This is a genomic window from Thiothrix litoralis, assembly GCF_017901135.1.
In the GTDB taxonomy this organism is placed as follows: Bacteria; Pseudomonadota; Gammaproteobacteria; order Thiotrichales; family Thiotrichaceae; genus Thiothrix; species Thiothrix litoralis.
The window spans coordinates 3,780,982-3,794,028 of record NZ_CP072801.1 but is presented as its reverse complement, the minus strand read 5'-3'; the positions used below and the strand labels follow the sequence as shown (position 1 = coordinate 3,794,028).

The 13,047-nt window shown below is 50.7% G+C and carries 13 protein-coding genes and 1 pseudogene; 5 read left to right on the top strand and 9 right to left on the bottom strand.

The features are described 5' to 3' along the window. Position 1 precedes the first annotated feature (1 nt). From J9253_RS18310 to J9253_RS21045, 3 genes are all read left to right on the top strand, one after another. Positions 2-1,621 carry a restriction endonuclease subunit S gene (locus J9253_RS18310; protein WP_210222294.1) on the top strand — a complete coding sequence of 540 codons (1,620 nt, stop codon included), beginning with the start codon at positions 2-4 and terminating at the stop codon, positions 1,619-1,621. 63 nt (positions 1,622-1,684) lie between these two features. Then, the gene (locus tag J9253_RS18305; RefSeq protein ID WP_210222293.1) at positions 1,685-2,152 is read left to right on the top strand and encodes an Lrp/AsnC family transcriptional regulator; all 468 of its coding nucleotides are present in this window, start codon (positions 1,685-1,687) and stop codon (positions 2,150-2,152) included. 1 nt (position 2,153) lies between these two features. Continuing rightward, on the top strand, positions 2,154-2,270 hold the full coding sequence (locus J9253_RS21045; protein ID WP_228291427.1) for a UPF0175 family protein: 117 nt from the start codon (positions 2,154-2,156) through the stop codon (positions 2,268-2,270). 187 nt (positions 2,271-2,457) lie between these two features. Here J9253_RS21045 and J9253_RS18300 read toward each other — a convergent pair whose 3' ends face one another. From J9253_RS18300 to J9253_RS18285, 4 genes are all read right to left on the bottom strand, one after another. Further along, positions 2,458-2,736, bottom strand: coding sequence for a ribbon-helix-helix domain-containing protein (locus J9253_RS18300; protein WP_210222292.1), 279 nt, complete (start codon positions 2,734-2,736; stop codon positions 2,458-2,460). Beyond that, a complete protein-coding gene (locus tag J9253_RS18295; RefSeq protein ID WP_210222291.1) occupies positions 2,729-3,163 on the bottom strand; it encodes a putative toxin-antitoxin system toxin component, PIN family in 435 nt (144 codons plus the stop codon). The genes J9253_RS18300 and J9253_RS18295 overlap by 8 nt, the downstream gene beginning before the upstream one ends. Before the next feature lie 192 nt (positions 3,164-3,355). Then, positions 3,356-3,646: a tetratricopeptide repeat protein gene (locus tag J9253_RS18290; protein ID WP_210222290.1), complete on the bottom strand. Its 291-nt coding sequence runs from the start codon at positions 3,644-3,646 to the stop codon at positions 3,356-3,358. Positions 3,647-3,656: 10 nt separating this feature from the next. Beyond that, positions 3,657-4,781, bottom strand: coding sequence for an IS4 family transposase (locus J9253_RS18285; protein WP_210222289.1), 1,125 nt, complete (start codon positions 4,779-4,781; stop codon positions 3,657-3,659). A gap of 258 nt (positions 4,782-5,039) precedes the next feature. On the opposite strand from J9253_RS18285, the gene J9253_RS18280 reads away from it, so the two are divergent. Together J9253_RS18280 and J9253_RS21260 are read left to right on the top strand one after the other, a co-directional pair. Continuing rightward, complete coding sequence (locus J9253_RS18280) at positions 5,040-5,546, top strand: hypothetical protein (RefSeq protein WP_210222288.1); 507 nt, start codon at positions 5,040-5,042, stop codon at positions 5,544-5,546. Between the two features lie 38 nt (positions 5,547-5,584). Continuing rightward, a pseudogene (locus J9253_RS21260) lies at positions 5,585-5,743 on the top strand (type II toxin-antitoxin system VapC family toxin); the annotation flags it as partial. Between the two features lie 84 nt (positions 5,744-5,827). On the opposite strand, the gene fba reads toward J9253_RS21260, so the two are convergent. The 5 genes from fba to tkt all read right to left on the bottom strand — a co-directional run bounded on the left by fba (position 5,828) and on the right by tkt (position 12,871). Further along, on the bottom strand, positions 5,828-6,892 hold the full coding sequence (fba, locus tag J9253_RS18275) for a class II fructose-bisphosphate aldolase (RefSeq protein ID WP_210222287.1): 1,065 nt from the start codon (positions 6,890-6,892) through the stop codon (positions 5,828-5,830). 43 nt (positions 6,893-6,935) lie between these two features. After that, positions 6,936-8,378, bottom strand: coding sequence for a pyruvate kinase (gene pyk, locus J9253_RS18270; RefSeq protein ID WP_210222286.1), 1,443 nt, complete (start codon positions 8,376-8,378; stop codon positions 6,936-6,938). A gap of 127 nt (positions 8,379-8,505) precedes the next feature. Then, on the bottom strand, positions 8,506-9,687 hold the full coding sequence (locus J9253_RS18265) for a phosphoglycerate kinase (protein WP_028488275.1): 1,182 nt from the start codon (positions 9,685-9,687) through the stop codon (positions 8,506-8,508). Positions 9,688-9,793: 106 nt separating this feature from the next. After that, positions 9,794-10,798, bottom strand: coding sequence for a type I glyceraldehyde-3-phosphate dehydrogenase (gap, locus tag J9253_RS18260; RefSeq protein WP_028488274.1), 1,005 nt, complete (start codon positions 10,796-10,798; stop codon positions 9,794-9,796). Positions 10,799-10,876: 78 nt separating this feature from the next. After that, complete coding sequence (tkt, locus tag J9253_RS18255) at positions 10,877-12,871, bottom strand: transketolase (protein ID WP_210222285.1); 1,995 nt, start codon at positions 12,869-12,871, stop codon at positions 10,877-10,879. Between the last annotated feature and the right edge of the window lie 176 nt (positions 12,872-13,047).

Sequence of the window (13,047 nt, the reverse complement as noted above, 5' to 3'; positions counted from 1 at the left end):
TATGACAAAGCATGGTGACATTGAACATGATTCCAAGAAAGCAAAGGGTTATGGTTCTGATGCGCTCACGGAAAGTGAAGCGCGTCATCTCGCCAATGACAAACCGGCTCAAGCCGTCAGAGATCGAATCATTGAAGAAGGAGATGCAGCAGTCAGCCGCCGAAATGGACAAGATGCTGGGTCTATAAAGAAACCCCTCCCCAACCCTCCCCTTATCAGGGAAGGGAGCGAAGAATCCGCGCCCTCTTATCCCTCCCCTGATAAGGGGAGGCTAGGAGGGGTTTCTTCGAGCAGCCAACTCCCCCCCGGCTGGATTGAAACCACTTTGGGTGATGTTGCTGATTACGGTAGCACCACAAAAGTTGAGTCATCAGTAATTGAAGATGATGCTTGGGTTTTAGAGCTTGAGGATATTGAAAAAGGTAAATCCAAATTAATTACCAAAGCAACTTATGCTGAACGTCAATCTAAAAGCACCAAAAATAAATTCAGCGAAGGCGATGTGCTTTATGGGAAATTACGCCCTTATCTCGACAAAGTGATCATCGCGAATCAAAGCGGTTATTGTTCAACTGAAATCATTCCCTTAAAGAGAAGTGATTACTTAGATAGTAGATATTTGTTTTACAATCTTAAAAGCAAAAAATTCATCGAATATGTAAATGAAATGTCTTATGGCGTAAATATGCCGCGATTGGGTACAAAACAAGGAAAAGAAGCACCATTTATTCTTGCCCCCCTCCCCGAACAAATCCGCATAGCCAATAAACTCGACAGCATTCTCGACAAAGTCGACAACGCTCAGGCTCGGCTGGAAAAAATCCCTACCCTGCTGAAACGCTTCCGGCAAGCGGTGTTGGCTGCGGCGACTTCGGGAGAGTTGACGCGGGAGTGGCGGGAGGATGAGGATTGTGATTATGCAGAGCGGATTTTTGGAGGCTTAATTCTTGAGTTGAAAAATGGGTTATCACCTAAGCCGAATGAAAATGCTGAAGGTTATCCAATTCTTAGAATTAATGCTATAAGATCGGGAAAAGTCTTCCAAGATGACATTCGGTATTTAGCTTGCGAAAAAAAGACACTAGATACATACAAGATTAAAGTTGGCGACTTGCTGTTTACACGCTACAACGGCAGTCTGGAGTTTGTTGGTGTCTGTGGTTTAGTTCGTGAGCTAAAACATGAATATTTGCTTTATCCAGATAAGCTGATGCGAGTTAGATTGACTCATGAAGTTCTACCTGAATATGCTGAACTTTATTTCGCATCATCTGAAGCTAGACGGTCGGTAACTGACTGCGTAAAAACCACGTCAGGTCAAAAAGGAATTTCTGGCAAGGATATAAAAGAACAAAAGATACTGTTACCGAATATTGAAGAGCAGGGGGAGATTGTGCGGCGGGTGGAGTCGTTGTTTGCGCTGGCGGATTCGGTGGAGAAGCAGTACAAGGCGGCGAAACAGCGGCTGGATCGCCTAACGCAAGCGGTGTTGGTGAAGGCGTTCCGGGGTGAGCTGGTGCCGCAAGACCCGGACGATGAACCCGCCGCAGAACTCTTGAAGCGCATTCAGGCACAACGCACACAACAGCACACGGGAAAGAAGCGCCATGCTGCAAGCTAATCAGTATCAGCACAGGGTTTCTTGCTGCGCTATGCCCAAAATCGCGCCGCAGGAACAGCAAGCATGACCACAGAACTCGACCGCTACGACTGGCACATCCTCCGCACCCTGCAAAACAACGGCAGCATCAGCAATCAAGACTTGGCTGACAGTATCGGCCTTTCCCCCTCGCCCTGCCTGCGCCGGGTACGCATACTGGAGGAGGCCGGTTTCATCACTGGCTACCGAGCCTTGCTGGATGCGAAAAAGCTCGGCCTGTCGCTGATGGCCTTGATCCACATCTCGATGGATCAGCACACCCCGGAACGTTTCAACACCTTTGAAGCGCGTATCGCCGACATCCCCGAAGTGCTCGAATGCCTGCTGATCACCGGGCAGTCCGCCGATTACCAGCTCAAGGTGGTGGTCAAGGATATGGATGCGTTTCAGGAATTGCTGCTCAACCGCATTACGCGGATACCGGGTGTGAGCGGGGTGCATTCCAGCTTTGTGCTGCGCCGGGTGGTGGATAAGACCGCCTTGCCGCTATAGAATGGAGAAAGCACCTTACACCTTCATGGCAGAGTGCAAAAAACACGACATTCCGACCATCAACTACACGCCCGAAGACTTGGAAGCCGAGCTGGCTGATTTTCGGTTAGCCTGCTGATGCTGGTTATTGCCGATACCTCTCCACTGGTTGCTATAGCCTGTTGTTAGCCAAAGAAAATTAGCTCATTCCTACCATTAAACCGTATCTGCAAATCATTCAGCAAACCGATGCTCATCTCAGCCCCAAGCTGATCGACAAGGCGTTAGTGATTGCTGGGGAATGATACTGACTAGAAATATTACAATCACAACTGATCCCACTCTGGCACGTTAGGATTGTGTGGCACTTTATCCAACAGTAACGCGATTTTTTGCTTCAAGTTACTGAGGTTTTTAGTGCGCAAGCGCTGCTCAATACTCGCCAGGGTTTCAAGCTGGCTCAGTTGTGTTGTCAGCAGGTAGTTGGCAAGGTTATTCAACGAAACCCCTTGAAATTTCGCCTGTTGTTCCAAACGATTTTTTAGCTCACTGGGTACGCGCAAGGTGACAACTTGTGTTTTATTGCCTAAGCAAGATTCACTCATGGGTGCTTCTCCATCGTTTGCAAAAATCACTGGGGGTTACAACCTCGAAGGCTGCACCGCGCCATTCCGCGTTGGTAAAGTCTCTGATATTGGATGTAATCAAATAATCGCTATTACTGGTAAACGCACATTCAAATATCAGGTTGTCGCCTTCATCCACCAAGTTAGGGCGTAGCCGATAGTAAATCGCATGTTTTCGCGCTAATAACAGCAAGGTATCCACGATGTCATCAACGTCTGCAATACTCAGATGGTGCAAGGCTTGGATGTCGGGGCGTTTGAGTACGTCGTCGTATTCCAAAACCACTGACGTAGACAGTGCAAGCCTGATTTTTTCTTCTAAAATCAGATTCAAAATGAAATGTGACGCACCGTTTGCGCTGATCAATGCTGCCAGTAGTACATTGGTATCGAGTGTGACTATCATGTTGTTATGATAGCGTATACGCATACAAAATTCACTGGCAGAAGTATATGGGCTTCGTAACCTTGCAACGCAAAACGCCGTTTGAGTGCAAGGCTATTTGCCGTTGCCGGAGATTGCACGCTTGCCGAAGTTGTCGGCGTGGGCTGCTGGTGAGTGATGGGGTGAAGGTAGTTTGGATCTCTACCCGCGTGGTTAACGCTGCGCCTGCTTCATTTTTTCCAACAACGCTTCATGGTTTGCCCGCACGGATTTAGTATCGGGGTGATCTTTGCCTAAACGGTTCTCAACAATATGTAAGGCTCGCTCGAATAACGGAACTGCCTCACTGTACTGCCCCTGTGAAGAATACAACGCAGCGAGGTTGTTGAGACTGGTAGCAACATCTGAATGATCCTTGCCGAGAGTTTTTTCTTTAATGCCTAAAGCACGTTCATATAGCGGTACTGCTTTCTCATACTGCTCCATAGCCTCATCTCTGTACACGACAATTTTCCTAATCCTCGATTTTCAAGATCAAAATTACCCTTCCATCTTGGGTAGTGATCAAGTCAGGAGGCCATAAAAACAGCACCCATAACCTGATGGCATCCTCTGTCCGGCGAAAGCCATGCAACAAACTGTTGGTCAAAACATCCAACCCATAGCGGAACAAACTCTGTTCAGGCCGCCCGTGTTTTTTGATGGTCAGTGGCCTGATGAAGCGGTGTTTCCATTCGCCCACCTTGTGCGCCCAGCAGAATCCAATGGCGAGCAAGGCCATGACTTTCTTGATACGGCGATAGTGGGTCAAGCGCGTATCTTCCCAATGGAAGCCGCGCCCTTTCAGGCATTGGAACAGGTTTTCGATCTCCCAACGCAAGCGGTAAGTGCCGAAAGGGTCACGAAACGGTTGGTTCGCCGCCAACACCAGCAGTTCCCCGCTGTCTAACTTCATGCCGCTGAGCCAAACCCACTGCCCGCTGACGCGGAAGGTTTTTCTCAGGAAACGGTGCTGCCCTTGCTTCAAGTCCTTGAAACGTGAGTGCATGTTTTGCTGATGCCCTTGGCGGTTGGTCATCAACTGGTTTTCCTTGATCCGCATCAAGAAAGGTATCTGATGCCGGGTCAGCCATTTCCACCAGTGTTCACCGATGAACTCCCTATCGCCCAGGATACCGAGGATGTTATCCCGCCCAAATTGGCTGATGAAGCGGTTCAACAAGGCGATGCGTTCACGCTGGTTAGAGTTGCCCTTCTTGTTCAGCACCAGCCAATACACCGGGATCGCTGTCCCTTTATACACAACACCCAACGTCAGAATGTTGAGGTTGGCTTTGCCCAACTGCCAGTTCGTCCGGTCGAGGGTGAGGTGGTATTTTTTTCCCGGAAAGCCGAAGAATCCCATCTGTAACCGCGCAATGGCATCATAATCAAACCAGACGAGGGCAAAAAACCGTTGCAGGCGACGGTAGCGGGAGCGGGGGTCTGCATCGCTGGCAAACGCCAACGCGAGTTGCGTCAGGTTGATCTGCTTGAGCCGGAATAAACCCAGCAACATGCCAACAAAACAATCAAGCCGGGGCTTGCCCCAACCCAGATGGGCTTTTAAACTGTCCCTCAGTCCGTCGCTCAGATCCATTCCGCTCTCCTGTGTAGACTTGAGAGTGGAACATAGGGGCGATGGACTTTCATTAATGAACTGACAGCCTAGCTAAATCAAGGGGTTAGTGGTTTTGTCGTGTACAGAGGGTACTGGCATAGCGTCAATAAAACAACCACCTCCCAGGCAACTTCCGTCGTAGAAACCCGTGAATCCAGAGAGTCGATAAAAATTGGCTTACGGGTCACCAAAGTAACCATAGACAGAGGGGGATGGTTTAACCCTGGTATTTTCTCAATGAGCAAAGCCTTCCACCACATTGCACCTGGTTTGAAAGTGAATACAGGCTTGAACAAAGATGACATTGAAGAGGCTTTTGCAAGTGGTGAGCATGACAAAGTAAGTAAAATGAGGGATCACATTCAGGACTCCAAATTAGCCAATTACCCAGTTGCTTTCCTCATCGCAAAAGATATTACCATCATCACGGAAAATGCAGAGTCATCCAGCACCGACAAAAAAAGCAGCACTGAGAGTTCCAGCTCCGGCGGTGGTGGTTGGTGGGCTAGCAATGGTGACAATAGTGGAAGTGCAAAATCTAAAAGCTCAAGCTCAACAGCGGCATCCAACAATAACCGGGTAGTTATCAAGATACCGGGTCCCCAGATTATTGGGTGGTTTTTACAATTTACCAAAAAAGATGAATCAGGCGACTTTTTGAAACTGGCTGATCAAGGCATTAACTTTAAAGAGCACCTCAAAAGTGCTGCGCTAAAGGCAACAAAGGAAGAGGCGGCAGCGTAACCTCCTCGATGTAGCATGGTGTATCGCAAGAATACGCCCAAATCCGTGCCGACCTAAGCCGCCAAGGCAAGCTGATCGGTCTAAATGACATGCTGATCGCAGCCATTGCGCGGGCACATGATGCTGTACTGGTGACAAACAACACCTGTGAATTTGAACGTGTCGCCAACCTGCGGCTGACCGACTGGCAGGTTTAACGTCATGCCCAAACACTCCAAATACCTCACTCACCTAAAAAAAGGGGCACGAAGCCCCTTTTTTTAGGTTTTACACGCTGAACATCAAGACACTTTCGGGTCGAGTTTGCCAGCTTTGTATTGACCGAACATCACTTCCAGTGACACAGGCTTGATCTTGTCAGCCATGCCTGCACAACCAAACGCTTCAAAGCGGTCTTGGCAGATGCCTTTCATCGCGCCAGTCGCTTCTTTCAGGAACTTACGTGGGTCAAAGTTAGCCTTGTTGTCATGCAAGTGCTTACGGATTGCACCTGTGGATGCCATACGCAGGTCAGTGTCGATGTTGACTTTACGCACGCCGTGCTTGATGCCTTCAACGATTTCAGAAACCGGTACGCCGTAGGTTTGACCCATGTCGCCGCCGTAGTTGTTAATGATTTCGAGCCAGTCTTCTGGCACAGAAGAAGAACCGTGCATAACCAAGTGAACGGTTGGGATACGTGCATGGATTTCTTTCACGCGGTCAATACGCAGTACGTTGCCAGTAGGCTTCTTGGTGAACTTGTATGCACCGTGAGACGTACCGATAGCAATTGCCAGCGCGTCAACACCCGTCTTGCGCACGAAGTCAGCCGCTTCTTCTGGGTCAGTCAACAACATGGAATGATCCAGCACGCCTTCTGCGCCGTGGCCGTCTTCTTCACCCATCATGCCGGTTTCCAGTGAACCCAAGCAACCCAATTCGCCTTCAACAGAAACGCCGCAAGCGTGCGCCAGTTCAACCACTTTACGGGTCGTTTCCACGTTGTATTCGTAGCTGGAAGGGGTTTTTGCGTCAGCCATCAGGGAGCCGTCCATCATGACCGATGAGAAGCCGGACTGGATGGAACGGAAGCAAACTGCTGGCTCAGAGCCGTGATCCTGATGCATAACAACCGGGATATGCGGGTACATTTCGACCGCCGCCAGTACCAGATGACGCAGGAACGGTTCGCCTGCGTAAGAACGCGCACCAGCGGAACCTTGCAGAATAACCGGGGAGTTGCACGCATCCGCCGCTTGCATGATCGCGTGGATTTGCTCCATGTTGTTAACGTTGAATGCTGGCATCCCGTAGCTGTTTTCAGCCGCATGATCCAGTAATTGGCGCAATGAAATCAAAGCCATGTCGTTCTCCTCGAAATGTTATGTAAACTATATATATTGTGTCTTAACCATTCTGATGCTCACCAACGCGCAGAATTTTGAGCTGGTTGGTACCACCCTTAATGCCCATAAAATCACCCTTGGTGATAATGACCAGGTCACCATTTTCCACGATACCTTCTTCAATCATCAGCTCAACGGCTTGGCGATTGGCGATTTTCGGGTCTTTCATCGGTTCGTGCAATTTCACCGGATAAACACCACGGTACATACACACGCGCCGGGCAGCCGCATCGCGGGACGTTAACGCGTAAATCGGAATACCGGAACGAATCCGCGACATCCACAACGGCGTAGCACCTGATTCGGTCAATGTCGCAATCGCCCGTACACCCATGTGATTGGCCGTGTACATGGTTGCCATCGCGATACCTTCATCGATGCGCTCGAAATGCTCTTCCATACGATGCCCAGACCGACTGGTATAGTTGGAATTTTCAGCCTCATCACAAATAGCCGCCATCGTTTTAACCACCAGTGCCGGGTGTTTACCCGTCGCCGTTTCGCCGGATAGCATGACCGCATCCGTGCCATCCATGACCGCATTGGCAACGTCAAACACTTCTGCACGCGTGGGGATCGGATTATCGATCATGGTTTCCATCATCTGCGTCGCAGTGATGACCGCACGGTTTAGGGTACGGGCACGGCTTATCAGGCATTTTTGGGCTTGTGGCAACTTGGCATCGCCAATTTCCACACCCAAGTCACCCCGTGCAATCATAATGACATCTGAAGCCAGAATGATTTCATCGCGGATGGCTGCTTCCATCGTTTCCGCACGTTCCATCTTGGCCACGATTCCGGCTTTGCAACCCGCTTCCAATGCCAGACGACGCGCTTCATGAATATCAGCCGCCGAACGCGGGAAAGACACTGCCAGAAAATCCACGCCAATGCTGGCGGCGGCGGCAATATCTTCCTTGTCTTTATCCGTAAGGGCTTCAGCACTCAAACCACCGCCCCGACGATTCAAGCCTTTATTGTTTGACAAAATACCGCCATTGATAGCGCGGGTATGGATTTCCTGCCCCTTCAATGCGGTGATTTCCAAGACAATACGCCCATCATCCAACCAGAGTTCATCGCCGACGACCACGTCGTTGATCAGTTCCTTGTAACCCAGTCCGACCCGCTCTTGCGTGCCAGCATCGGCAGCAAGCTCTGCATCCAAGATGAAAGCATCACCCGGTTTCAGGGTGATTTTACCGTCGATGAAGCGTGCAATACGTAACTTTGGCCCTTGCAAGTCACCCAAAATGGCAACTATTCGTCCAACTTTATGCGCCAACTCACGCACCAACACGGCACGCGCCGCATGTTCTTCGTGTGTACCGTGTGAGAAATTCATCCGCACTACGTCCACACCCGCCCGAATAATAGCTTCGATCGCCTCTGGCGTATCTGTAGCAGGCCCCATAGTCGCTACAATTTTAGTCCTTCTCAATGTATTACCTATTAACTGTGTGCTGTAAAGTGCTTAGTTTATGCTTGTTCTATGATAGTTGTATTATGAAATCATGTACTGAAAAACCATTGTCAGACTAAAGTCTGACAATGGCGGGCTTAGTTAATCAGCCTTTGGCGCGTTCTTCCAGCATGGCAACTGCCGGGAGTGTCTTGCCTTCCAGATACTCCAGGAAAGCACCGCCAGCAGTGGAGATGTAGGAAATCTTGTCGTAAATATCGTATTTTTGAATCGCTGCGATAGTATCGCCACCGCCCGCCAGCGTGAACGCTTTGGTTTCAGCCATTGCCATGGAAATGGCTTTAGTGCCTTCGCCGAATTGGTCAAACTCGAATACACCGACCGGACCATTCCAAACCACCGTACCAGCGTTCATGATGATGTCGACCAGCTCTTGTGCAGACTTGGGGCCGATGTCGAAAATCATGTCGTCGTCAGCCACGTCTTTGGCATCTTTCAATACGGCTGGCTCGGCTGGGTCGAATTTCTTGCCACACACCACGTCAACCGCGATAGGAATAGTCGCGCCGCGAGCAGTCATTTTCTTGATCAGGACATTGGCTGTATCAACCAGATCGTCTTCACACAGGGATTTGCCAACGTTGTGACCGGTAGCTTTCAGGAAGGTGTTGGCAATACCGCCACCGACAACCAGTTGCTCACATTTTTCAGAAAGCGCTTCCAGCACGGTCAGTTTGGTGGAAACTTTGGAACCACCGACGATAGCCACCATTGGGCGTGCCGGTTTTGCCAGCGCCTTGTCCAGCGCAATCAGTTCTTCGGTCAGCAAAATACCGGCGGCTGCGACTGGGGCAAACTTGCCTGCGCCGTGGGTAGAAGCTTGCGCACGGTGCGCTGTACCGAAAGCATCCATCACGAAAATATCGCACAGAGCGGCATATTTCTTCGCCAGCTCTTCGTTGTCTTTCTTTTCACCAGCGTTGAAGCGTACATTTTCCAGCAGGACAACTTCGCCTTCGGCAACGTCAAAACCACCATTGATGTAGTCCTTGACCAGACGCACATCTTTGCCCAGCTTAGCGCTCATGTCTTCAGCGATAGGCTGCATGGAGTTGGCTTCATCCACTTCGCCTTCGGTCGGACGACCACGGTGGGACATGACCATGACTTTTGCACCAGCTTTCATGGCGTGCTCAATCGTCGGCATGGAAGCAGTAATACGGGCGTCGGAAGTAACTTTGCCGTCTTTGACAGGTACATTCAGGTCGGCGCGGATCAGGACACGTTTGCCCTTCAGATCCAAGTCGGTCATTTTGATGAAAGCCATGTGGTGAAACTCCTTGCAGAAATCAAATCAGTCAAATAAAGCGCGGATGATTTATTTGAGTGATCTGGGAAGGAGGGCGAGGGATTCCCCGCCCATCCTTTGAACCTTAGTTCGCTGCTACGTGCTCAACAAAGCGCAGCATGTTAGCGGTATAGCCGTATTCGTTGTCGTACCAAGCCACGACTTTCACGAAGGTGCCATCCAGCGCGATACCCGCTTCAGCATCAAAGATGGAAGAGAAGCCAACACCACGGAAGTCAGTGGAAACCACTTTCTCGTCGGTGTAGCCCAGTGTCTTGCTCATCTCACCAGTGGTAGCCGCTGCTTTCATGGCTGCACAGATGTCAGCGTAAGTCGCTTCTTTGTTCAGCTCAACCGTCAAGTCAACCACGGAAACGTCAGACGTTGGCACGCGGAACGCCATACCCGTCAGTTTGCCTTTCAGCTCTGGCAGTACCACGCCAACCGCTTTAGCAGCACCGGTGGAGGATGGAATGATGTTTTCCAAAATACCACGACCACCGCGCCAGTCTTTCATGGAAGGGCCGTCAACCGTCTTCTGGGTAGCCGTCGCTGCGTGAACGGTAGTCATCAGGCCACGCTTGATGCCCCAAGTGTCGTTCAGAACTTTCGCAACAGGTGCCAAGCAGTTAGTGGTGCAAGATGCCGCAGAAATGATCGCTTGACCGGCGTAAGTGTTGTGGTTTACGCCGTAAACGAACATTGGGGTAGTGTCTTTGGAAGGAGCGGACATAACCACTTTCTTCGCGCCTGCTTCGATGTGCTTCTGGCAGCCTGCTTCGTCGAGGAAGAAGCCCGTGCATTCCAGCACGATGTCAACGCCGATGTCGCCCCATTTCAGGTTGGCAGGATCGCGTTCAGCCGTCAGGCGTACTGTTTTGCCGTTAACCAGCAGGTTGTTACCGTCAACCGCAACATCACCACCGAAACGACCGTGTACGGAATCGTATTTCAGCATGTATGCAAGGTAATCAGCCGCCAACAGGTCATTGATACCGACGACTTCGATACCAGGAAAATCCTTGGCAATAGCGCGGAAAGCCATACGACCGATACGACCAAAACCATTGATGCCAACTTTAATTGTCATGAAGAACTCCTCTAAAATTAATCAGATAAAATGAGTAGCGGCTCCCCTCCTCAGAAAAGCCGCCGGTTGTCGATTTGCTTATGCGACGCTATTGATCGCGTTCAAGACGTTTTCGGCAGTGAAGCCAAATTGCTTGAACAATTGATCCGCTGGGGCAGATTCGCCGAACGTCGTCATACAGACAACTTTACCATTCAGTCCGACATATTTATACCATCCATCACCGATCGCTGCTTCTACTGCAACACGGGCAGTCACGGCTGCGGGCAGGACAGATTCTTTGTACGCTGCGTCTTGTGCGTCAAACACGTCAGTGGATGGCATGGAAACCACGCGCACTTTCTTGTCAGAAGCGGCGGCGGCTTCCATCGCCAACTGCACTTCAGAACCTGTTGCGATCACGATCACGTCAGGTGTGCCAGCGGTATCTTTCAGGATGTAACCACCCTTAGCGATATTGGCAAGGGTCGCGGCATCGCGGGTTTGATGCTTGAGGTTCTGGCGCGAGAAAATCAGCGTGCTAGGGCCTTTGTATTCAATCGCGTGTTTCCAGCAAACCGCTGTTTCCACCGCATCGCAAGGACGCCATACCGACATGCGTGGGATCATGCGCAGGGTCGGGATTTGCTCAACCGCTTGGTGAGTTGGGCCGTCTTCGCCCAGACCGATAGAGTCATGGGTGTACACGAAGATCGTCTGAATATTCATCAACGCAGCCATACGCAGCGCATTACGGGCATATTCAGAGAACATCAGGAAGGTCGCACCGTAAGGCAGCAAACCGCCGTGCAGGGTCATGCCGTTCATGATCGCGCTCATACCGAATTCGCGCACACCGTAAGACAGGTAATTGCCGCTGAAGTCTTGCGCTTTACCATGACCCGCACTGATGTGCTTGCTCATTTTGTTGAAGGTATTGTTGGAAGGCGTCAGGTCAGCAGAGCCGCCGAGGAATTCAGGCAGCAGTGGTGCAAACGCATCCAGCGCATTCTTGGACGCCACGCGAGTCGCTGGAGATTCTGCTTTCGCATCAATCGCCGCAATCACTTTCGCAGATTCTTCCGCCCAGTTAGCAGGCAGTTCGCCAGCCATACGGCGCTTGAATTCAGCCGCTTCAGCAGGGAAGGCTGCCGCGTAAGCTGCAAACGTACCGTTCCACGCTTCTTCAGCCGCTGCACCTTTGGCTTTTGCATCCCAACCTGCGTAAACGTTGGCAGGAATCTCAAACGGCGCATGAGCCCAGCCCAGTTGTGCACGGGTCAAGGCAATTTCTGCATCACCCAGTGCTGCACCGTGGCAGTCGTGTGAACCAGCCTTGTTCGGTGAACCAAAACCGATGGTGGTTTTGCAGCAAATCATGGTGGGCTTGTTGGTTTCAGCTTTCGCTGCCACAACGGCTGCCTTGATTGCATCAGCATCGTGACCATCAACGCTCAGTACGTGCCAGCCATAAGCTTCAAAACGCTTAGGGGTATCGTCTGTGAACCAGCCGTCGACTTCGCCGTCGATGGAAATATTGTTGTCGTCGTAGAAGCAAATCAGTTTGCCCAGACCCATCGTGCCTGCGAATGAACACGCTTCATGGGAGATACCTTCCATCAAGCAGCCATCGCCAAGGAACACATAGCTGTAATGGTCAACAATGGTGTGACCCGGCTTGTTGAATTGCGCACCCAGAATTTTTTCTGCCAGCGCCATACCCACGGCATTGGTGATGCCTTGACCGAGTGGGCCTGTGGTAGTTTCGATACCCGGCGCGTAACCGTATTCCGGGTGGCCTGGGGTTTTGGAATGCAATTGACGGAAAGCTTTCAGGTCATCCATGCTCAGGTCATAGCCTGTCAGGTGCAGCACAGAGTAAGGCAGCATGGAAGCATGACCGTTGGACATTACGAAACGGTCACGGTTGACCCACTTGGGGTTTTGCGGATTGTGTGACATGAAATCGTTATAGAGGACTTCGGCGATATCTGCCATGCCCATCGGTGCGCCCGGATGCCCGGAATTTGCTTTTTGTACGGCATCCATTGCCAAAACGCGGATTGCGTTAGCCAGCTCGCGGCGTGTAGTCATTGATGGGTCTCCTGTAGTTTTCAAATAGGTAGCATTCGAGCCTTTCGTATATTTATTATGCAGGCGGTATAGTGTCTTGTATTGTGGCGGACTTCTGCTAAGGGGGCAACTCTCCCTTGTTGGATAGAGAACACCCCATTTGTGTGATTTTTTTATCACTTTCCGGGGTGTGGGAT